Origin of the sequence: Petroclostridium sp. X23 (genome assembly GCF_030013905.1) — a bacterium.
Lineage (GTDB): Bacteria > Bacillota > Clostridia > SK-Y3 > SK-Y3 > X23.
The window spans coordinates 4,622,333-4,644,434 of sequence record NZ_CP124862.1 but is presented as its reverse complement, the minus strand read 5'-3'; the positions used below and the strand labels follow the sequence as shown (position 1 = coordinate 4,644,434).

26 protein-coding genes are annotated in these 22,102 nt (G+C 38.9%); 8 read left to right on the top strand and 18 right to left on the bottom strand.

The window, feature by feature from the left end; translation table 11 throughout:
- From QKW49_RS21815 to QKW49_RS21805, 3 genes are all read right to left on the bottom strand, one after another.
- Positions 1-534, bottom strand: a complete 534-nt coding sequence (locus QKW49_RS21815) for a UvrB/UvrC motif-containing protein (RefSeq protein WP_282864752.1) — start codon at positions 532-534, stop codon at positions 1-3.
- Between the two features lie 207 nt (positions 535-741).
- A complete protein-coding gene (locus tag QKW49_RS21810) occupies positions 742-1,188 on the bottom strand; it encodes a CtsR family transcriptional regulator (RefSeq protein WP_282864751.1) in 447 nt (148 codons plus the stop codon).
- A 223-nt stretch (positions 1,189-1,411) separates the two neighbouring features.
- Positions 1,412-1,600, bottom strand: a complete 189-nt coding sequence (locus QKW49_RS21805) for a hypothetical protein (protein WP_282864750.1) — start codon at positions 1,598-1,600, stop codon at positions 1,412-1,414.
- A 205-nt stretch (positions 1,601-1,805) separates the two neighbouring features.
- Between QKW49_RS21805 and QKW49_RS21800 the strand changes: the two genes are divergently transcribed.
- The 5 genes from QKW49_RS21800 (at position 1,806) to QKW49_RS21780 (ending at position 9,308) form a co-directional block, all read left to right on the top strand.
- Positions 1,806-2,996, top strand: a complete 1,191-nt coding sequence (locus tag QKW49_RS21800; protein WP_282864749.1) for an aspartate aminotransferase family protein — start codon at positions 1,806-1,808, stop codon at positions 2,994-2,996.
- Positions 2,997-3,101: 105 nt separating this feature from the next.
- A complete protein-coding gene (gene carA / locus QKW49_RS21795; RefSeq protein WP_282864748.1) occupies positions 3,102-4,175 on the top strand; it encodes a glutamine-hydrolyzing carbamoyl-phosphate synthase small subunit in 1,074 nt (357 codons plus the stop codon).
- Entirely contained in the window at positions 4,168-7,377 is a 3,210-nt protein-coding gene (gene carB / locus QKW49_RS21790) for a carbamoyl-phosphate synthase (glutamine-hydrolyzing) large subunit (protein ID WP_282864747.1), read from the top strand. Before carA ends, carB begins: the two co-directional genes overlap by 8 nt.
- 183 nt (positions 7,378-7,560) lie before the next feature.
- Positions 7,561-8,484 (top strand): ornithine carbamoyltransferase, encoded by a 924-nt coding sequence (gene argF, locus QKW49_RS21785; RefSeq protein WP_282864746.1) that lies wholly within the window; start codon positions 7,561-7,563, stop codon positions 8,482-8,484.
- A gap of 344 nt (positions 8,485-8,828) precedes the next feature.
- Positions 8,829-9,308 (top strand): GNAT family N-acetyltransferase, encoded by a 480-nt coding sequence (locus QKW49_RS21780; protein ID WP_282864745.1) that lies wholly within the window; start codon positions 8,829-8,831, stop codon positions 9,306-9,308.
- Between the two features lie 239 nt (positions 9,309-9,547).
- On the opposite strand, the gene QKW49_RS21775 is transcribed toward QKW49_RS21780, so the two are convergent.
- Together QKW49_RS21775 and QKW49_RS21770 are read right to left on the bottom strand one after the other, a co-directional pair.
- The gene (locus QKW49_RS21775) at positions 9,548-9,775 is read right to left on the bottom strand and encodes a PF20097 family protein (RefSeq protein WP_282864744.1); all 228 of its coding nucleotides are present in this window, start codon (positions 9,773-9,775) and stop codon (positions 9,548-9,550) included.
- 90 nt (positions 9,776-9,865) lie between these two features.
- On the bottom strand, positions 9,866-10,432 hold the full coding sequence (locus tag QKW49_RS21770) for a GNAT family protein (protein ID WP_282864743.1): 567 nt from the start codon (positions 10,430-10,432) through the stop codon (positions 9,866-9,868).
- 206 nt (positions 10,433-10,638) lie between these two features.
- Between QKW49_RS21770 and QKW49_RS21765 the strand changes: the two genes are divergently transcribed.
- Genes QKW49_RS21765 through fetB form a run of 3 tightly spaced genes read left to right on the top strand, consistent with a single transcriptional unit; the run spans position 10,639 to position 12,400 of the window.
- On the top strand, positions 10,639-10,947 hold the full coding sequence (locus tag QKW49_RS21765) for a PadR family transcriptional regulator (RefSeq protein ID WP_282864742.1): 309 nt from the start codon (positions 10,639-10,641) through the stop codon (positions 10,945-10,947).
- 16 nt (positions 10,948-10,963) lie between these two features.
- The gene (locus QKW49_RS21760) at positions 10,964-11,605 is read left to right on the top strand and encodes an ABC transporter ATP-binding protein (protein ID WP_349239053.1); all 642 of its coding nucleotides are present in this window, start codon (positions 10,964-10,966) and stop codon (positions 11,603-11,605) included.
- A 6-nt stretch (positions 11,606-11,611) separates the two neighbouring features.
- The gene (gene fetB, locus QKW49_RS21755) at positions 11,612-12,400 is read left to right on the top strand and encodes an iron export ABC transporter permease subunit FetB (RefSeq protein ID WP_282864741.1); all 789 of its coding nucleotides are present in this window, start codon (positions 11,612-11,614) and stop codon (positions 12,398-12,400) included.
- 92 nt (positions 12,401-12,492) lie between these two features.
- Here the strand turns inward: fetB and QKW49_RS21750 are convergent, their stop codons facing one another.
- From QKW49_RS21750 to putP, 13 genes are all read right to left on the bottom strand, one after another.
- Positions 12,493-12,720: a thioredoxin family protein gene (locus tag QKW49_RS21750; RefSeq protein WP_282864740.1), complete on the bottom strand. Its 228-nt coding sequence runs from the start codon at positions 12,718-12,720 to the stop codon at positions 12,493-12,495.
- 39 nt (positions 12,721-12,759) lie between these two features.
- Positions 12,760-13,776, bottom strand: coding sequence for a permease (locus QKW49_RS21745; RefSeq protein WP_282864739.1), 1,017 nt, complete (start codon positions 13,774-13,776; stop codon positions 12,760-12,762).
- 17 nt (positions 13,777-13,793) lie between these two features.
- Positions 13,794-14,135 (bottom strand): metalloregulator ArsR/SmtB family transcription factor, encoded by a 342-nt coding sequence (locus QKW49_RS21740; protein ID WP_282864738.1) that lies wholly within the window; start codon positions 14,133-14,135, stop codon positions 13,794-13,796.
- Positions 14,136-14,310: 175 nt separating this feature from the next.
- On the bottom strand, positions 14,311-14,712 hold the full coding sequence (locus tag QKW49_RS21735; protein WP_282864737.1) for an arsenate reductase ArsC: 402 nt from the start codon (positions 14,710-14,712) through the stop codon (positions 14,311-14,313).
- A gap of 23 nt (positions 14,713-14,735) precedes the next feature.
- Entirely contained in the window at positions 14,736-15,791 is a 1,056-nt protein-coding gene (gene arsB, locus QKW49_RS21730) for an ACR3 family arsenite efflux transporter (RefSeq protein WP_282864736.1), read from the bottom strand.
- A 2-nt stretch (positions 15,792-15,793) separates the two neighbouring features.
- Complete coding sequence (locus QKW49_RS21725; RefSeq protein ID WP_282864735.1) at positions 15,794-16,177, bottom strand: metalloregulator ArsR/SmtB family transcription factor; 384 nt, start codon at positions 16,175-16,177, stop codon at positions 15,794-15,796.
- A 176-nt stretch (positions 16,178-16,353) separates the two neighbouring features.
- Positions 16,354-16,713, bottom strand: coding sequence for a NifB/NifX family molybdenum-iron cluster-binding protein (locus tag QKW49_RS21720; RefSeq protein WP_282864734.1), 360 nt, complete (start codon positions 16,711-16,713; stop codon positions 16,354-16,356).
- Positions 16,714-16,755: 42 nt separating this feature from the next.
- Positions 16,756-17,631 carry an ATP-binding protein gene (locus QKW49_RS21715; RefSeq protein ID WP_282864733.1) on the bottom strand — a complete coding sequence of 292 codons (876 nt, stop codon included), beginning with the start codon at positions 17,629-17,631 and terminating at the stop codon, positions 16,756-16,758.
- Positions 17,603-18,463 carry an ATP-binding protein gene (locus QKW49_RS21710; RefSeq protein WP_282864732.1) on the bottom strand — a complete coding sequence of 287 codons (861 nt, stop codon included), beginning with the start codon at positions 18,461-18,463 and terminating at the stop codon, positions 17,603-17,605. The genes QKW49_RS21715 and QKW49_RS21710 overlap by 29 nt, the downstream gene beginning before the upstream one ends.
- Positions 18,464-18,474: 11 nt before the next feature.
- The gene (locus QKW49_RS21705; RefSeq protein ID WP_282864731.1) at positions 18,475-18,837 is read right to left on the bottom strand and encodes a NifB/NifX family molybdenum-iron cluster-binding protein; all 363 of its coding nucleotides are present in this window, start codon (positions 18,835-18,837) and stop codon (positions 18,475-18,477) included.
- Positions 18,834-19,655, bottom strand: a complete 822-nt coding sequence (locus QKW49_RS21700) for an Mrp/NBP35 family ATP-binding protein (protein WP_282864730.1) — start codon at positions 19,653-19,655, stop codon at positions 18,834-18,836. The genes QKW49_RS21705 and QKW49_RS21700 overlap by 4 nt, the downstream gene beginning before the upstream one ends.
- 131 nt (positions 19,656-19,786) lie before the next feature.
- Entirely contained in the window at positions 19,787-20,203 is a 417-nt protein-coding gene (locus tag QKW49_RS21695; protein WP_282864729.1) for a MerR family transcriptional regulator, read from the bottom strand.
- 411 nt (positions 20,204-20,614) lie between these two features.
- Positions 20,615-22,102 (bottom strand): sodium/proline symporter PutP, encoded by a 1,488-nt coding sequence (gene putP / locus QKW49_RS21690; RefSeq protein ID WP_282868209.1) that lies wholly within the window; start codon positions 22,100-22,102, stop codon positions 20,615-20,617.

The following is a 22,102-nucleotide window of genomic DNA, read 5'->3' as shown; positions in this document are numbered from 1 at the left end:
TTATTCTTCCTCCTTCAACTGCATCTCCAGTTCTCTAATCTGATCCCTCAATTGGGCAGCTTGCTCAAATTCCTCCGCTTGAACAGCTTTCATCAATTTAGATTTCAAAGTGCCAATCTCCCTTTTCGCCTTAATCATTCCGCCTTTTCTCTTTGGTAATTTCCCATTATGGTATGTGGTTCCATGAATTCGCTTTAATACCGATTCAAGTGTATTGTTAAAAACATGATAGCAGTTCGCGCAGCCTAACTTACCGCTCCTTGTAAACTGCTCATATGTCATTCCACAGGCAGTACATTCCGGCATCATCGCCGGCTCTTGAGGTTTTACCTGATATCCTACATCTTTTCCTAAAAAACCGGTTAGAAAATTGCTAATATGAAAAGGAGAGATCATACCAAATGGATTGTTAAACGCAATTTCTTCATTCTCACGTGCACACTGATCGCATAAATGTACTTCTCTTTTCTCATTATTGATGACCTGCGTCACATGAACGCTTGCCGGTCGCTGCTGACATCTTTGACATAACATTTTTATCACGCTCCTTTTATGTTGGTTCACGGTTCACGGTTCACAGTTCACGGTTCACAGAATTTTACTCCAAATATAGATGTCGGATTGTAATGTTCAAGTATAATAAATCTAAGCGCCTGTTTTATATACATTATTGTATCTTCCCTACTATTGCTTTCTATTTATAGTTACTGTGAACTGTTAACTGTGAACCGTGAACTAACATCATATTAAACTCAATATCATATTTTTTAATATGCTTGCCCTTAATTTGTCCCGAATGGGCTGCGGGACATTCAATACTTTATCACTTACAACAATATTCATAAGTCTTGCTTCTTTTTCGTCAATAGCGTCATAATCAAAAAAGTTACTGATAAATGCTTGAGCGGACTGCTGTGTTATAGAATCACCAATACTATTAACTATATGCATAAGATAATGGCTTTTATTTATATTTATCCTCTTTATCTTAATATAACCTCCGCCGCCTCGCCTGCTCTGCACAATATAACCTTTTTCTGCCGTAAAACGGGTATCGATCACATAATTAATTTGAGAAGGAACACAGTTAAAATAACTGGCTAATTCATTTCTCTGAATTTCTACCACACCTTCAGTTTCTTGTATCAATTCTATTAAAAACTTTTCTATCGTATCACTAATCCTCATATTAGTACTCTCTCCTGACTTTGACTTTCTTTGACCTTGATTTAATTATACTCTATTTTTTATTAAATTCAACAGTCGATAAACCTGATTATAAGAGAAATGCTCCTAATATAATCAAATATCTTTATTTATTGTGTTATATCCCTTAAAAAGCATAGGTTACTTTATTTATCATCACTCATCTTTATTTCAGCGCAGGCTCACAAGGCCTGTGAACCGTGAACTACTCTAATCCTCTTCTTTTGATATTGGCCGGCTGGTTGATCTCAGTAACTTCTTCTAAGTGTCGTGCCGTTGCTCTTTGTCTTTCAGAACTGGTCCATTGGTCAAAAGATGCAATAAATTCACCATATTGTGTTGTATCTTCTATTCTTTCATTTTTAACTAACGGTTTCTGTTTTTTATTTGCCATTCATATGCCTCCCAAAATGAGTTTCAAATATATTTTTTGTAAATACTATTTTTATATTCATTTACTTATTGCATTTTTATACAAAAAACTGTATAATTATTTATAATTCATCGGGCAGTGAATAGTCGATAATGAATAGATAATACTTCTAACATTCGATACTTCAGCTGCTCACTATTTTAAAGCTTTTGAAGGGGGCATTAAGATGATGTTACAGGATATTATTCAAATGGATAAAGAATATTTTATGAATGTTTTCGGTGATAGGATTCCCGTAAGTTTTAAATATGGAAAAGGTATAAACCTATGGGATTCAGAAGATAAAATGTATTACGATTTTCTAGCAGGCATTGCAGTTAGCGCACTGGGCCACAGTCATCCTCAATTTATAACGGCTTTAAAAGCTCAGCTTGACAGTTTGATACACACATCCAGCTTGTATTATATAGAGTCACAATCAAAGCTTGCAAAAATGCTGGTAGAAAATTCGTGCGCTGATAAAGTATTTTTCGCAAATAGCGGCGCAGAAGCCAATGAAGGTGCTATCAAGCTTGCAAGGATTTATTACAAGAAAAAAGAACAGCCGCATAAATATGAAATTATTACATTAAAGAATTCGTTTCATGGAAGAACAATGACCACAGTGGCAGCAACAGGTCAAGAAAAATATCAGAAGCCTTATGCACCGCTCACACCAGGTTTTAAACATGTTGAAAGAAATGATATCGATGCGTTGAAAAATGCGGTCACTCCTTCTACTTGCGCAATCATGCTGGAACTGATTCAGGGCGAAAGCGGTGTCAACCTTGTTTCGAAAGAGTATCTATTAGAAGTGAAAAAAATATGTGCTGAAAATGACCTGCTGTTAATATTTGATGAAATTCAAACCGGCATGGGCAGAACAGGTAAATTATTCGCTTACCAGCATTATAATATCGAACCGGATATCTTTACTTTGGCAAAGGCATTAGGCGGTGGAATCCCAATCGGTGCGGTCTGTGCAAAACAGCAAACCGCATCTGCTTTCGAACCCGGTGACCACGGCTCGACCTTCGGTGGAAATCCTTTCTCATGTACCGCTGGGTTAAATGTAATGGATATACTGCTTAATGACGGACTGGTTCAAAACGCATCGGATGTCGGACAATATTTCATTACAAAGCTTCAAGACCTCATGGCTAAGCAAGGTATAATCAATGAAGTACGTGGAATAGGCCTTATGGTAGGAATAGAATTTAAAGAAGATATATCTAAAGAATTGATGAAAAAACTGTTCGAAAAAGGCTTCTTAGTCGGCAGTGTAGGAACAAAAGTATTACGTTTCCTGCCACCGCTCGTTGTAACAAAAGAAGATATTGATAAATTAGTTGAAGCATTAGACGAGATATTATCATAGATAATAGTAGCTAGTGGATAGAAACTAGAATACTTCCTTATAGTAAATGTTTTTCTCTCCCCACTCCCACTATCCACTCCCCACTAATACGAAAGGAGCATAAATATGCAAGCAATTTTAGTACTTGAAGATGGCACTGTTTTTTTGGGGAATTCCTTTGGTGCCGCCGGAGAAACTTTTGGAGAAGTTGTTTTTAATACTTGTATGACCGGATATCAAGAGATTCTAACGGATCCTTCTTATAATGGACAAATCGTAACCATGACTTACCCCTTGATCGGTAATTATGGTTTTAATGAAATAGATAATGAGTCTTATAAACCCCATGCACAGGGTTTCATTGTAAAAGAGCTATGTGATGCACCCAGCAACTGGCGGTGCAGTATATCACCCGATACATTTCTGAAGAAACACAACATCGTGGGTATCAAAGATATTGATACCCGAAGCCTGACACAGCATATCAGAAAATTCGGAAGCATGTGGGGTATCATCTCTACTGACTGTCAAGATGTAGAAGTATTGCAAAATAAGATTAAGGAAAAGGCAGCAGTAACCAGGTATCTGGTAAAAGAGGTAAGTACGAAAGAAATGTATAATATTCCTGCATCGGGTAAAAAAGTCGCCGTACTGGATTTCGGAACCAAACAAAACATATTGAGGTCTCTAAACAGCAGAGGCTGCGACCTATATGTATTCCCGTGTACGGCAACAGCTGAAGAAGTATTGGCTGTAAACCCAGATGGAATTCTACTTACAAATGGCCCTGGAGACCCTAAAGACTTACCTGAAGTTGTAGAAAATATAAAAAAATTGCTGGGACAAAAGCCTATGATGGGCATATGTCTGGGACATCAGTTACTTGGCTTGTCTCTCGGCGGTAATACCTATAAGCTCAAATTCGGACATCATGGCGGAAATCATCCTGTAAAGGACTTTACCACCGGAAGAGTGTATATTACTTCTCAAAATCACGGTTATGCACTGGAAAAGGATTTCAGCCTGGATATTACCATTACCCATATGAATGTAAATGATAATACCGTTGAAGGATTCAGGCATAAACATATGCCTATCATAAGTGTACAATATCATCCTGAAGCCGCTCCAGGCCCTCAGGATTCGGCATATATCTTTGATGATTTCGTAAAGATGATGGAGGTGGGCACCAATGCCTAAAAGAACAGATATAAAAAAAGTCATGGTCATCGGTTCCGGCCCCATTATCATCGGGCAAGCCGCTGAATTTGACTATTCAGGCACACAGGCATGCAAGTCCTTAAAAGAAGAAGGTATTGAAGTTGTACTGATTAACAGCAATCCGGCTACCATTATGACTGATATGGGAGTTGCGGACAAAGTCTATATTGAACCTATTTCGCTGGACTTTGTCAAAAAAGTAATTTATAAAGAAAAGCCTGACGGTATTCTTCCTTCTCTAGGCGGACAAACAGGATTGAATATGGCTGTAGAACTGGCAAAAGACGGTATATTGGATGAATTAAATATAGAATTATTAGGTACGTCCCTTGAATCAATAAAGAAAGCGGAAGATCGTGACCTGTTCAAGAAAACCATGGAAGAAATCAACGAGAAAGTAGCATTGAGTGCCATCGTCACCAACCTGGATGATGCCGTTGGATTTGCTGAAGAAATAGGATTCCCTATCATTATCCGTCCTGCCTACACTTTGGGCGGAACTGGCGGCGGGATTGCCAATGATATGGAAGAATTTAAGTATATCGCCGGTCGTGGGTTGAAGATGAGCCCCATCAAGCAGGTACTTCTTGAGCAAAGTGTTGGGGGCTGGAAAGAGATCGAATATGAAGTCATGCGTGATAATGCAGACAACTGTATCGTCATCTGTAACATGGAAAATTTCGATCCCGTAGGTGTGCATACGGGAGACAGTATCGTTATTGCTCCGAGCCAAACACTATCGGATATTGAATACCAGCTGCTGAGAACTGCTTCTATTAAAATTATCCGTGCATTGAAAATTAATGGAGGATGCAACATACAGTTTGCACTGAACCCTCATAGTTTCGAATATGTGGTCATTGAGGTAAATCCCAGAGTTAGCCGCTCCAGCGCATTGGCATCCAAAGCAACCGGATACCCTATCGCCAGGGTAACAGCTAAAATCGCGATTGGAATGAATTTGGATGAAATTAAAAACTCAGTAACAAAAAATACTTACGCTTGTTTTGAACCGTCACTGGACTATGTTGTTACAAAAGTACCAAGATGGCCTTTTGATAAGTTCGGTACCGCCAACCGTTCCTTAAGTACGCAGATGAAAGCCACAGGAGAAGTCATGGCCATCGGCAGAACTTTTGAAGAATCTCTTTTAAAAGCCATTGACTCATTGGATATTAAATTAAATTATCAACTGGGCTTAAAAGAATTCGAAAGCTACAACGTTGAAAAGCTTTTAGCATATATCAAAATCCCTCAGGATGACCGTGTATTTGCATTGTGTAAAGCACTTCAAAAAGGTGTGACGGTGGAAGAAATTGTTGATATCACAAAAATCGACTACTTCTTTATAAAGAAACTTGAAAATATCGTGCGTGTAGGAAAAGACTTAATGGACGCAACCATTGAATCCGTTTCCTACGAGCTGATGAATACAGCAAAAAGAATAGGCTTTGGCGACGCTTACATCGCTAACCTGCTAAAAACTGATGTAGATCATGTCATTACCAAAAGAAAAGAATATGATATACATCCTGTATATAAAATGGTTGACACCTGTGCCGGAGAGTTTGAAGCTGTCACGCCATACTATTATTCTACCTATGAAGGAAAGGATGATGCACTCGAGACCGACGGCAAAAAGGTGCTGGTCATCGGTTCAGGTCCGATCCGTATCGGCCAGGGTATTGAGTTTGATTACTGCAGCGTGCATTCGGTGCAAACATTAAGAGAACTGGGCATTGAATCAATCATCGTGAACAATAATCCCGAGACCGTCAGCACTGACTTTGATACCTCTGATAAGCTTTATTTTGAGCCTCTTACCAAAGAGTGCGTACTGGATATTATTGATAAGGAAAAGCCAGAAGGCGTTATTGTTCAATTCGGAGGCCAGACAGCCATTAACCTGGCAGGTCCTCTCCATCAGGCAGGCGTCAAAATACTGGGTACTTCCGTAGAACATATTGATATTGCTGAGGACAGAGATAAATTCCTTAAACTTCTGGAGCAATTAGATATCCCTTTGCCTCCCGGAAGCACCGCTTTCTCGGTAGAGCAAGCTATTGTTATTGCCAATAGAATCGGCTATCCGGCATTGGTAAGACCCTCTTATGTATTGGGCGGCCGTGCGATGGAAATCGTATATAATGAAAAAGAATTAAAGGAATACATGCAGTTGGCTGTAGATGTTTCTACGCAGCACCCCGTATTGGTGGATAAATATATTACCGGAAAAGAGATTGAGGTAGATGGCATCTCCGACGGCACTGATGTCTTGATTCCCGGTATTATGGAGCATATTGAACGTGCCGGTGTTCATTCAGGCGACAGTATGGCCATCTATCCTCCTCAAAGCCTGGACATGAAAACAAAAGAAACCATTGTTGATTATACGCAAAAACTGGCTAAGGCGCTGCAGGTAAAGGGTTTATTCAACATACAGTTTGTAATGGATGAGAATAATAAGTTGTATGTGATTGAGGTAAATCCTCGGGCAAGCAGAACCATACCCATCCTTAGCAAAGTTACCGGCATTCCGATGATCACGCTGGCTACACGGATTATTTTGGGTGAGTCGTTAAAAGAAATGGGATATTCCTCCGGAGTGGCTCCCGAAACAGGTTATATCGCCGTAAAAGCACCGGTATTCTCATTCTCAAAGCTGACTACGGTAGATACCTTCCTCGGACCGGAAATGAAGTCAACCGGAGAAGTAATGGGTGTGGACAAAGTATACTCAAAAGCGCTGTACAAAGCATTGATCGCGTCCGGCCTCAAAGTACCGATCGGCGGAAACGTACTGCTGTCCATCGCCCAAAGAGACCGCGAAGAATGTATCCGGATTGCCGGTAAGCTTTTAAAAATGGGTTATAAGCTTTGTGCAACCGACGATACGTATCATTATTTAAAAGATAACGGTATCAACATCCGCCTTACTCCTATGGATGAGGTTCAACAGTGGTTGAAGGAAGATAAAATCGATATGGTTATTAATACTCCTACTAAAGGAAAGATCAGTACAAGAAACGGTTTCTTCCTAAGACGTACATCTATGGAATTTAATGTGCCATGTATTACATCACTTGATACTGTCAATGCAATCCTCTTAGCTTTAGAGAGTATGGAAGCAGATAACGCAATCGATATATATGCGCTGGATGAGTATTCTCCTAGCTACTAGTGGGGAGTGAGGAGTGAGGAGTGGGGAGAAATCTCTCACGTCATGCTCTTATAGTCTAGCTACCTATATTAATCAGAATAAATGACTAATTATATTATGAGGATTAGATAGTGAGAAGCAGGTAGAAAAATTCTCCTCACTCCCCACTATCCACTCCTCACTATTTCGAAAGGAGTTACATCCATGAAACACTTATTAAGCTTACACGATTTAACAGTTGATGAAGTAGAAAGCATTTTAAAACTAGCTGAAAAACTCAAGTACGAGCAAAAAAATGGTATACAGCATCACATCCTAAAAGGGAAAACGCTGGGCATGATTTTTTCAAAGTCTTCTACCAGAACCAGGGTATCCTTTGAAGTTGGCATGGTCCAGTTGGGCGGATCTCCCCTCTTCCTCAGCTCCAATGATATTCAATTAGGCAGAGGTGAAACCATATATGATACGGCAAACGTACTATCCCGATATATAGATGGAATTATGATAAGAACATTTAAGCAAAGCGATGTGGAAGACCTTGCTAAATACGGTTCTATTCCTATTATTAACGGCTTAACCGATCTTCTTCATCCCTGCCAGGCGTTGGCTGACTTGCTGACGGTCTATGAATACAAATCAAAATTAAAAGGTCTTAAAATGGCCTATGTGGGTGATGGAAATAATGTGGCACACTCCCTCCTCTTTGGCTGCGCTAAGGTTGGAATGGATATTGCTGTTGCAACGCCCAAAGGCTATGAATGTAATAGTGAAATCGTAGACAAAGCAATAGAAGATGCTAAGCTAACCGGATGTACTGTTACCATTACTAACGATCCTGTTGAAGCGGTAGCTAACGCTGACGCAATCTATACCGATACTTGGGTAAGCATGGGGCAGGAATCGGAAAAACAAGAGAGAATAAGCATATTCCAACCTTATCAAGTAAATAAGGAACTATTCGGAAAGGCAAAAGAAGATGCCATCTTCCTCCACTGCTTGCCTGCCTATAGAGGCTTTGAAGTGACTGAAGATGTGATAGACGGACCTCAATCCGCTATTTTTGATGAGGCAGAAAACAGGCTCCACGCACAAAAAGCAGTCATGGCGTTGCTAATGAAAAACCGATAAAAAATGTACAATGTACATTGGACAATGGACAATAATACCATCATAAATACTATGCATTTTCATTGAAGATATAGGACAGCGAGATAGAGTGCTTGATCGTTCGAAAATCAAACGTGTGGACAGTCCCTCTGTTATGCCAAACCAGGCAAACAGCAGGGACAGTCCACAAGTTCGATTTTGTCTGTGTGCTAAATTTGACTTTATCGCAGCCTCCTATAACATGGTATCATTTAAAGGGTTAATGTATTTTACAATATAAAAATTGTACACTGTACATTGTCCATTGTACATTAATAATTATTCACTATTCATTATTAACTATTAATTGGTATTGGGGTGGTAATATGGCAAGTTGGTCGTTTGAAGTACGGAAAGCAACAGTAGAAGATATTCCGGAAATACAAAAGATTACAAAGGAAGCTTTTGTAAAATATATGGAGTTGGCAGGTGTGACAGAACGAGTCGCTGCATTGAATGAAACTTATGAAGATATAAAGAAGGATATTGAAACAAAGGAAGTTTTTGTAGCATATATAGATGGTATCCCTGTGGGAAGCGCGCGGGTAGAAATTTCCCCTGATAAGACAGCATACTTTAGCCGTTTCGGTGTGAGATTGGACTACCAAAATAATGGCGTTGGTAAAGCCATTATGAATGTTGTAGATATGGCGATGAAAGAATTAGAGGTAAAGAAGTTGCATCTTCATACAGCGTCTAAGGCATTCTCCCTCATTCGCTTTTATTATGGAAGAGGATTTTATATCGAATCCACTACCACAGATCGTGGTTATATCAGAGCATTACTTTGTAAGGAATATAAATAACCATCAGGCAATGGTTTCAATTTGTATATAGCATATAACAACCACTTTCTCTTAGGCCTTAAAACAAAAGGCTTGAGAGGGAGTGGTTTTATACTGTCTATTTTTAAGTGATGTTCAAATACCGTTAACTTAAAACCATATTAAATCCATGATTTGATGGCACCGGTAAAATTATTTGTATATCCTGAATGAGCCGTAAACATCATCTTTATACCTTTTAACTTGGCCAGTTTTCTGATTCATTTTATGTTCTTTTCACTGTAGTCTATAATGATTTTTTTGCAGTTTTCACAACAATATGCTTCAACGCATGAGCCTTTAAAGAAAGATGATTCCGATAGAATGATTGCTCCATTATGAAATTTAGCATTACCAAAAAGCATTGCCTTCTTTGGTTTCCAGTTTATTTCATGTGGACTTTGAATTACTCCACATTTCATTTCTTCATCGCAGTAAGGACATTTCATAAAGTTGCCTCCCATAAATTTTGCTTTGTATTTTTAAATAAAAATGAATAATTCCTATAGTCCTCTCCTCTTAAACCTTGAAAAACCAACTCATGAAGGATTGTTTTTTGTCTTTATTAATGAAAAAATATACTCATCCCAGAACCTACCTTTATAAAATCCATGTTCCCTTAACAAACCTTCTTTCTTAAATCCTAGTTTATTTAACAAGCTAGCGGATTGATGATTGCCAACCATCACGTATGCCTCAATTCGATTAAGATGTAAGAAATTAAATCCATAGGAAAGCATGGATTTTAATGCCTCCGCCATATATCCTTTCCCCCAATGCTCCCTGCCTAATTCATAGCCGATCTCTGCGATAAACTGATCTTCTTCCAATCCACTATTATATCCACAAGTTCCAATGATACAGTTTAAATCCTTTGAGTATATCCCCCACCGTATAGCTTTCTTTTCTTCAAAAAGACTATTTAACAGTTGTATCATATCTAAAGCTTCAGTCTTGTCTTTAAACTTACTAATATTCATATATCTTGTTACCATATCATCCGACCAATACTTAAATAAAGCATCTTGGTCATTCTCTATTATTTGCTGCAAAATCAAACGTTCTGTTTCCAATATGGGAAAATTATTAAATAATTTATTGTCCATTACTACTATCCTCTCCACATAATCTATCTACCAAGTTTGAATATATATATAAGATTGAAATATGGCTTATAAAGTTCCACATTTCCCTTAACAATATGATTAAATTGGAAAAAGATTGTGTGTTGATAAACACCAAAATTGTTGATATAATGATATTGTATTTCGTTATCGTACTTCGATATAGTATATATTAGGAGTGATATGCCATGCAAGACCAGATTATAAGAAAGTTATTTCTTGGTTTTATCCAAATACATATTCTTCATCATGCAAAGAAAGAGCCTTTTTTTGGTTCGTGGATAATTGAAGAATTACAAGAACACGGGTATGCCATGAGTCCGGGAACACTTTACCCGATTCTTCACAGTATGCAATCTAATGGACTGTTAGAGAAAGAGGATAGAGTGGTTGAAGGTAAAATCAGAAAGTACTATAAGATTACGAATCAAGGTGAGCATATCTTGACAGAAGCAAAACAAAAAGCGTATGAACTGTTTAAAGAAATCAAAGATTAACGACAAAGGGGGTTTTATGATGTTTCGTTTAGAAAAGGTTAAATATAAAAAAATACTTGATATTGCAAGCCTTGTGATCCCCGGCAATAAAGTCACTTGTGTTGTCGGAGAAAGCGGAAGCGGCAAGACCACTTTGTTGAGAATGCTAAACAAACTGATCAGTTGTGATACCGGAGAAATCTTTTTTGAAAATATGCCTTTAAGGGATATCTCATCTGTTGAATTAAGGCGGAAAATTGTAATGCTCTCTCAGACACCTGCAATTTTTTCCGGAACTGTGAGGGATAATTTACTTATAGGCTTACACTTTGCGGAGAAGCCAATCGTATCTGATGACCTGCTACTGGAAACCTTAAAAATGGTGCATCTAATGAAACCATTAGATGATGAGGCCGAAAAGTTATCCGGCGGTGAAAAGCAAAGATTGGCTCTTGGAAGGGTATTACTCTTAAACCCCGATGTCTTCCTGTTAGATGAGCCCTCTTCCGCTTTAGATGAAGATACCGAACACTTGATTATTGATAAAATGGTTGCCTATGCAAAAAAATATAATAAAACGCTGATCATGGTTACTCATTCAAAAAAAATCGCGCAGCATTTTTCAGATTATATTATAGAAATTAAGCAAGGTAAAGTGACTAGCCAAAAGGGGGCATAAAACAAAATGGATAAAATTATTAATCTTCAAGTATGGCAGATGGCAGCGGCGTATATATTTATTCTGCTATTACTGCTTATCGTAAGATTGAGAGGTATTCCGCGAGAAAAAGAAATATTATTATCTACTTTTAGGATGACGTTGCAATTAGTCCTAACCGGGTATATTCTTGTTTATCTGTTTGATCATCCATACCCGCTATATACCATCATGGTAATCGCAGCAATGGAAGTGTTCGCAATTTATAATATTATTAAACGGATAAAAATAAAACTGTCAAACAAGATGAAAAGAATTATAGCGGTCTCCATGGTCACCGGAACACTATCCAGCCTTGTCTTCTTTGTCCTTGTCGTTATGAGTGTATCTCCCTGGTATGATCCCAGATATTTTATACCTATTGCCGGAATGCTCATCGGAAATTCCATGACCGGAATCTCTCTTGGTGTAACACGACTTACTGATGGAATGAGCATGCAAAAAAATCTTGTGGAAACAGCATTAATGCTCGGTGCTACCCCTAAAGCCGCTTCCAGGCAAATTGTCAATAATGCTTTCGATTCCGCAATCCTTCCCACCATTAACTCGATGGTAGGAATGGGGATTGTCTTTTTACCAGGCATGATGACGGGTCAAATATTATCCGGCACATCACCTGTTACCGCAATTGAATATCAGATCGCAATCATGCTGGGCATCCTTGGAAGTGTTGCATTAACCGTAATACTCTTTGTTCAATTAGGATACAAGACTTTCTTTAATAAAGAAGACCAGTTGATATTTGACGAACAATAAAATAATGTAAATTCTATTATTAAAAACAAACAGCCCCATCTATAAATATGTTTCATATTTATAGATGGGGCTGTTTAAAAGAGATGCATAAATTATAAGTATTTTTTAATGTCTTCTACAGATGGAACCCGCCCCATCACTTTTACCTGTTCATCCACCACAAGAGCAGGTGTTTTCATCACGCCATAGGCCATGATATCTTTGATATCTTCAACCTTTTCTACAGAAGCATCAAGACCTAGCTCTTTTACTGCCTCTTTTGCATTTGCCTCCAGCTTCTTACAGCTTGCACATCCTGAACCTAATACTTTAATAACCATTGACATTACCTCCTGAAAATTAGATTTTTTTCTTGTATTCTATATAAAAACATAAGAAAATGCATTAAATAAATATCCGATTATGATGATCCCTATAGATACAATCGTAATGAATATTGCTAATAATTTTGTCTTCACTACCTTACTAAGCATAATCATGGAAGGAAGAGAGAGAGCCGTTACCGCCATCATGAAGGATAATACCGTACCTATGCCCACCCCTTTGCCAAACAGTGCTTCTGCAATGGGAATAGTACCGAATATATCAGCATACATTGGAATACCTACAGCGGCAGCCAATATAACGGCAAATGGATTGTTGCCTCCGATCACTGTCTCAATAATTGATTGCGGAATCCAATTATGAATCGCAGCTCCTATACCTACACCAATGAATATATATATCCATACTCTATGGATAATTTCCTTCACTTGTTCTTTTGCATAGGATATTCTTTCGTCGCGAGACATTTCTTCAGCTTCCACATCCACACTTTTTATATCCCTTACATAACTTTGAACGTGTTCTTCCATCTTTAACTTATCGATAAGCGTACCGCCTGCAACAGCAAGAATCAATCCCACAATGACATAAGCTAATGCAATCTTAATCCCAAAGAAAGACATCAAGATCAGAAAGGACGCCAAGTCTACAAGCGGTGATGATATTAGGAAAGAAAACGTAACACCCAATGGCAGTCCTGCCGATGTAAAACCTATAAATAACGGTATGCTTGAGCAACTGCAAAAAGGTGTTACTGTTCCAAGCAGCGCTCCAAGAATATTTCCTTTAATTCCTTTTATGCCGCCAAGAATTTTCTTGGTCCTTTCAGGCGGAAAGTAACTTTGGATATAGGATATCGCAAAGATTAATACAGATAGCAGGATAAAAATCTTTATCGTATCATAGATAAAGAAGTGGATGCTTCCTCCCAGTCTGTCTTCAATAGATAGTTTAAATACTTTCTCTACCAATAACTTTACAAGTTCATATAACCATGTCATTTTTAATAACTGATCGTTTAGCGCGCCAAATACTTGTGCTAATATGCTCATTTTGAATCCCCCTTACATCATTTTTGGCATGCTTCAAGATACTTTTCAGCATCTTTAGATTTTTCAATATCACTTTTAAGTACCGGATAGCGGTCTATATCATCCACTATATTTTTTAAAATATCTTGATATAATTGTTCTTGAAAATTCAATTCATAAAATATGAACTGCTCTTGCCTTGCGTCTTTTACAAATCCCATATCTCTAAGTTTGGCAAGATGTTTTGATATCTTAGGTTGTGCTTCACCTGTAATACCGCACATTTCACAAACACAAAGTTTCTTATGATAGAGTAAAATCAATATTCTCAAACGTGTTTCATCCGAAAGCACTTTGAAAAAATTAGTTAGTTTATTCATACGACCACCCTCTCACCGGCTCTTTTGTATAAAATTATTTTAATACTTATATACTCATATGTGTATATAAGTATTATATACCTCTCATCTCTTTGTGTCAACATATCCATGATAAAAAATAAAAAGTACAGGAAATTTCTCTCCGTGTACTCTTTTGTATTTAAGATTAATAACATCATAGTTCATTGCTTTCAATTCTCTTAATTAAATCTTTAACTTTACCTTTAATAATATCCCTCGTTTCTCTAAAACCCTCTGCCGGGCCTCCTGAAGGATCAGTGAGTCCCCAATCCTCTCTGTACTCACATGGTACAAAAGGGCATTCCACATTGCATCCCATTGTAATAAGGATATCTAGCTCCGCCGGAATATCACTTAATAGTTTCGGATGATGTTCGCTCATATCCACCCCTGCTTCTTCCATGACTTGAACTGCCAACGGCTTCACTTCAGGATAGTTTTCTGTTCCAGCTGAATAGGCTTCCAATACTTCACGGCCTAATTTTTTCGCCCAGCCTTCTGCCATCTGGGAACGGCATGAATTGTGAACGCATACAAACGCAACTTTCTTTTTCATAAATATACACCTCTTCACAATATTTATTTGAACCAATGTCTTGTTTTGTTTGCTATTTTAACCAGCGTTAGCATTAATGGCACCTCAACTAATACACCTACTACTGTTGCTAATGTTGCTCCCGATTCCAATTTGAATAATGCGATTGCAACTGCAACTGCAAGTTCGAAGAAATTACTTGCACCTATCATTCCTGCAGGTGCTGCAATATCATGAGGCAGTTTCCACACTTTTGCCCATCCATAGGCAATAAAGAATATGAAAAATGTTTGAATAATCAGCGGTATTGCTATTAATACAATATGCAGAGGATTACCGAGAATGATTTCTCCCTGGAACGAGAAGATAATCACCAAGGTCAGAAGCAATCCTATAATGGTGATATTATCAAACTTTTTAAGAAATACTTTTTCAAAATATTCCTGTCCCTTAGATTTGATAATGTATTTTCTGGATAAGTATCCTCCTGCCAGCGGGATCACTACAAATAGTACCACCGATAAAAATAATGTCTCATAAGGAACAATCACATTACTCACACCAAGTAAAAATGCTACAATAGGTGTAAATGCGAATAGAAGAATCAAGTCATTTACCGCTACCTGTACCAATGTATACGCTGGGTCTCCTTTGGTTAAGTGGCTCCATACAAATACCATCGCAGTACAGGGTGCTGCTCCTAATAGTACTGCTCCGGCCAGGTAATCGGTAGCCAGATCAGCAGAAATCCACTGTTTAAATACAACATTAAAGAAGAATCCCGCGATCAGGTACATAGTAAATGGTTTAATCAGCCAATTGGTTACACAAGTAACCGTTAACCCCTTCGGTTTCTTTGTTGCCTCCACGATACTGGAAAAATCAATTTTGAGCATCATCGGATAAATCATCAACCAGATTAGAATAGCTACCGGAATGGATACATGGGCATATTCGAATCTGCTTAATGTCTCCGGGAATGCCGGAAATAACTGTCCTATTGCCACTCCCGCTATAATACATAGAGTAACCCATACGGTCAGGTATTTACCAAACAGATCCAAGCCCTTTTCGTCTTTTTTTGCTTCGTTATTATTCATTATCATCCCTCCAAAAATTTTTTAACTGCACACATATCTTCCCTTAACTGTTCGCAAGTATAACTGCTGCTCTTATATTTGTTAAGACGTTCCCTGTCTTTCTTCCAGTCAACGTTCTTAGCCGCCTCATTCTTTAGATAATCATAAAGCAACCTGTTTTGCTGAATAAATTTGTCATCGATTTTATTAATCACCCATTGAGACTTTTTATATGACGTCACTATACCGGCATGCTTTAACTTTATCAAATGCCTTGAAGCATTGGATTGTGTCATATCCAATATGGTCTCTAACTCACAAACACACAATTCTTCTTGCATAAGCACATTTAGAATTCTAATCCTATTTTCATCTCCCAGTGCTTTAAAAATATCCACAATGTTCATCTTCTCGCCACCTTATTACCATATTCAATTATACTCATATAATATGCAAATAACTGAATTTTGTCAATATATTTTTATCAAAAAATCCGGTAGGATACAGTATTACCTGTCCCTCCGGATTTTTCTGGATACCTGACCATTATATTTTTATTTATCTAATACAGATTTAGAAAAGCTTAGTGTCCTCCGCATTCTCCCGCATGCTGGTGCTCATTGCATATACTGCCGGATGACTTCAACTCCCCTTGAACATATTGGTTAACGATATCTTTTGTACTTCCTGAAGCTCCGGTAACGACTTCAATCCCTTTTTCATCAAATATTTCGATTGCGCCTGCCCCCATTCCTCCTGCAATGATCACATTTACACCTTGCTCATGCAAGAAAACAGGCAAAAATCCCGGACGATGGCCCGGACTCTCAACAAAGCTGCTGCTTTTTACATCCTTCCCCTCTGTTTCATAAATGGTAAATCCCTCACAATGCCCAAAATGAGGGCATACCATACCTCGTTCAGTTGCTACAGCAATTTTCATATGCCATTTCTCCTTTCGTCTTTAACATGATTTATTAAACTATTATTTATCCAACCACTCTTTAATCTCGGTCCACAATTCATTTACTGCTTGTGCTGCGGGACTTAAGTGGTATTCTATAATAGACTTGTTGCAGTTCACTGCTTCTATCACAGCAGAGTCATAGGGAATCCTGCCTGCAAACAATATCTTCTCATCATGACAATACTGCTCTATTTGTTCGGCTACTTCAATATTTACATCATACTTATTAATGCATACGGCACAGGGTGTTTCAAATCTCCTTGCTACTTGGACAATCCGTTTAAGGTCATGAAGTCCGGATAGGCTTGGTTCTGTCACTACCAACACAGCATCTGTTCCGGTTACCGAAGCAATAACAGGGCATCCTATTCCCGGAGAACCATCTATGATAACAAGCTTCTCATCTTTCATTTGACTATAAAGCCTTTTTCTTACTTCAGTGACCAGTTTTCCGCTTGCTCCATTCCCTATCTTCAATTGCGCATGGGAGAAAGTTTCTTCGTTTACTTTTGATACGTAGGTATGACCTGACACATTATCTTCCAGCCGTATAGCCGCAATACCTGTAAGACTTGCCGCAGTACAGAAATATTCACATACGCCACAGCCTTCACAGTGATGGATATTCACCGTACCATTGGTTATTGCTCCAAACCGGCAGTTTTGCTCACACTTGCCGCAATGAACACATGCCTCTTCATATTTCACCGCTTTTTTCAATGCATAGAATTCATTCTCAGCTATTTGATGCAGATCGTTCATCACCAGATGAAGGTTTGGAGCGTCCACATCGCAATCGGCAAAGGCTTTGTCTTGAGCGAGTCTTATAAAAGCACCGGCAACCGTTGTTTTTCCTGTGCCTCCTTTACCGCTGAGAATGACTAACTGCTTCATTGGCCTTCACCTCCATCATCGCATGATGCATGTCCAAAAATTTTTGTCTGCAATCAGATAATTTTGAGCTAATAATCAGACCTTCCGAGCTCAGCCTGGCGATTTCCTTGCTAAAAGGAATCTCCATCAATATGGGAATATTATGTTCCCTGCAAAAATCATGAGCCACATGGTTTCCTGTTATCGCTTTATTGATGACAACACCGCAGGGAATGGAAAACAATTTTGTTAATTCATAAACCATATTCATGTTGTGTATACCAAACAAAGTGGGCTCTGTTACAAGTATACAAAAATCGCAGCCATCAATACTTTCCATGACGGAGCATGAGCATCCCGGAGGACAATCGATAATGGTTTTATCCTGATGAACTGCACTTGACAGCAACTCTTTTATAATCGCCACCCCTGTAGGCTCATTGTGATTTAATATACCATGATAAAAGCGGACATCTCCGGCCACCCCTTCTTCTATCACACCAATGCTTCTTTCTATTTCTTTCAGCGCACCAAAATCACATGCTTTAACACATCCGCCACAGCTGTGGCAGAGTTCCGGGAACACGGTTACTTTGTTTTTAATAAAAGCCAATGCATTGAATTTACAAAATTGGATGCATTTCCTACAGCCTTTGCACCGTTCTGAAATAGCTTCCGGTACTTTTACGTCTACCGGTTTCCGCTTTAGAATATCAGACTTTAGAAAAATAGCACCATTCGGCTCTTCTACATCACAGTCAATATATGCAGAATCATGTACCACATAAGCAAGATTTACCGCTACAAGTGTTTTTCCAGCCCCACCCTTGCCGCTTAATACACATATTTTCATGGTTTATTTATTCACCTTTCTCCATGGTATCCCGGATGAATATCATTGAGTTCTTCAAGCTTACCATCTTTAAATGCTTCCACCAGCTGTTTTACTGTGCCCGGAATTGCTTTATACAACTTAACTCCGGCCGGTTTTAGCACATCCGAGGCATTCTGTCCGCAACGGGCTGTGATAAGCGCCTGTGCACCACTGTCAACAATGGTTTGCGCAGCTTGAATCCCCGCACCTCCGCTTGCGTTCATGGCGGGATTTTCGATAGCATCATACGCTATTGTATCCGAATCAACAATGATAAAGAACGGACTTCTTCCAAAAGTTTGATTAACTTGACTATCGATACTCTTCTCAGAACATGGCATTGCGATTTTCACTTGCTCTCCACTCCTTCCAATTGATTTTCGATTTTATTGATACAGGTATCTAAATGCTGGGTGCTATATTTCTCTATTTCTCCCTGATCACTCAAAAAGCTGATTTGAGGATCAATGGGCAGACGAGCTAATACATCTAATCCCATTTCACGTGCAATATCATCCAAATTGCTCTTCCCGAATACTTCAATTTGCTTCCCGCAATCAGGGCACTGGATATAACTCATATTCTCTACTAATCCTAAGATAGGAATATTCATTGCTTTCGCCATATTATAGGCTTTTTTAACAATGAGTGAAACCAGATCCTGCGGTGATGTTACGATAATAATGCCATCCAACGGAATGGATTGAAATACGGTTAGTGGAATATCCCCTGTGCCGGGCGGCATGTCGATAAACAGATAGTCCAAATCGCCCCAAAGAACGTCTGTCCAAAATTGCTTTACCGTGTTTGCAATAAGGGGGCCCCTCCATATCACCGGCGCATCAGCCTGATCCAACAAAAGGTTCACCGACATCACTTTAATATCATTGTGTGAGCTTTTTGGAAAAAGACCGTTTTCGTTTCCTCCGGCTCTTCCGTTTATACCAAACATCTTTGGGATGGATGGTCCGGTTATATCCGCATCCAAAATCCCTACCTTAAATCCCTTTCTTCTCATCATTACGGAAAGAAGAGATGTGACCATCGATTTGCCTACTCCCCCCTTACCGCTTAGTACTGCAATGACCTTGCGGATGTCGTTATATTCATTGGTTGGGCATAAAAAATCCTGTGCCTGATTCTTCTGTGCTTCGCAACTTGATTGTTGCATTATCATCACCTCTAAATATTTTTATTGATAATACTTAAATAAATTTATTTAACCCATAAGCCTAAAAGTGCATATAGGAATTAAATACAAAAATTTATGTTTATATTTCTAGTATTTCTCCCATTAAAATCCTATTCATATATTTTATCGCAGTCCTTACAATTCTGGTATACAGTACAGGTACTGCACATATCCGCTTTATCATTCGCCTTGAAGCAAAAAGCACCTTCAAGTTTCCAGCAAGGCTTTGACTTATTAATAGGCATGGTACTGTTTTTCATAGCACCTCCGCTGCAATGCCTCATATACCAGCAGGAATACATATCGGTAACTTGTTTAACCCCGGCAATGTTCAGGCCCTTGCTGTCAAGAAGATACTTCACAAATTTCAGCCTTTTCAGATCGTTATTCGAATATCTTCTCTGGTTATTAACCCTTTCAGGTTGAATAATGCCATTCCGTTCCCACACCCTTAATGTTTCAGGATGCTCACTTATAAGCTCGCTTACGGTACCGATTGTGTATATACCTTTTTCTTCATCCAGCACTATTTCCATCACCTCATTTCAAACTAACAATAGCATACCGTATTACTATATATATTTCAATATTTTTTTTGAGGTTTAGCTTTGAATGAAGATTAGTTCTTTAGATTACTCTTAAACTGATATTTATTCTATTACTGTTTTTGGCATATGTCAATAACTTGTTTGAATTTTATCTATAGGACATTGTGAAAAAGTGCTTAATTGGTCAGGGCAACACATGGGGACAGGGCCGCAGTCCGGCCAAAAACCAGGCCTGACAGCAGACCAGTCCCCAAGTCTTGCATCCCCATGCTTCACTCCTTCTATGTGCTAAATTCGATTTTATCGCAATCTCCTATAAATTATAGTCACACGCTAAGAACTAAAAAATCCGACTCGGCGGCTGCCGAATTGGATTTTTTAGTTCTTCTATTATATTTTACTTACTCCTACCGATTCAAATTCATCTTGTATTTCCTTTGAAGGCTGCTTATCAAGCAAACTTACAATCACAATTGCAATCACTGATAGGATGAAGCCAGGTACAATTTCATATAGATCAAATATTCCACCCTTTAACTGCTGCCAGATAAGCACTGTAATTCCACCCGTCACAATTCCGGCCAGTGCACCGGATTTTGTCATCCTCTTCCAGAACAATGACAGCAGAATGGTAGGCCCAAAGGCCGCTCCAAAACCAGCCCATGCGTATGAAACCAGTTTAAATACCGAGCTGTCGGGATTGATTGCCAGTATGAAAGCCAATACCGACACACCTACAACCGTTAATCTTCCTACCAAAACCAATTCCTTATCACCAGCGTTCTTTCTAAATAAAGCCTTGTAAAAATCCTGCGATATGGCAGATGAGGTAACAAGCAGTTGAGAATCAGCCGTACTCATGGTAGCCGCCAATATCGCTGCCAGCAGTATGCCGGCAATAAGGGTCGGGAACAACTGGTTCACCATCACCATAAACACTGTTTCCGAAGCTGCTCCTTCTAATGTCTGCGTAAGATAAACTCTCCCTACAACTCCTACAAATAGCGCTGCAGCCAAGGAAATAAGTACCCACACCATTGCAATGGTTCTGGCCGGTTTGATTTCGTCCGATGAACGTATTGCCATAAAACGCACTAAAATATGCGGCATTCCGAAATAACCGAGCCCCCATGCCAATGAAGATACAATGGTCATTACCGTCAGCATTTTCCCGCCCGTTGAAGCCATGATATTTAAAAATGCAGGATCAACTGCCGCTATTTTATCCAGAGTTACCCCTGTGCCCCCCAATGCAAACACAGCTGCAATAGGTACGATAAGTATAGCAAAAAACATTAACATCCCTTGAAAGAAGTCGGTCCAACAAACTGCCATAAACCCACCCATAAATGTATACGAAATAATTACAAGCGCACCAATGGCAAGACCCATTAAATAAGGAACCCCAAAGACAGTATTAAAAAGCTTGGCACCCGCAGCAAACTGTGCCGCAGTATAAATGAGAAAAAAGATAAGGATAAATACCGCAGATACGATACGGAGTATCTTCGAATGATCTCTGAACCTGTTTTCAAAGTAATCCGGCAATGTAAGAGAGTTCCCTGATATCTGCGTATACTGCCTAAGACGTTTCGCTACAAACTTCCAGTTTAAATACGTACCCAAAGCCAGTCCACACGCAACCCAAAAAGCTTCTCCCATCCCTGTCAAGTACGCAAGGCCGGGAAGTCCTAAAAGCAACCATCCACTCATATCGGAAGCTTGTGCACTAAGAGACGTAACCCATTTATTTAACTGTCTTCCTCCTAATATATAATCGGAAAGATTTTGCGTCCTTTTGTAAAAGAACCACCCCACGAACAGCATCAACCCTAAGTACAATATGAATGATAAAATTATACCGGTTTCTTGTGACAC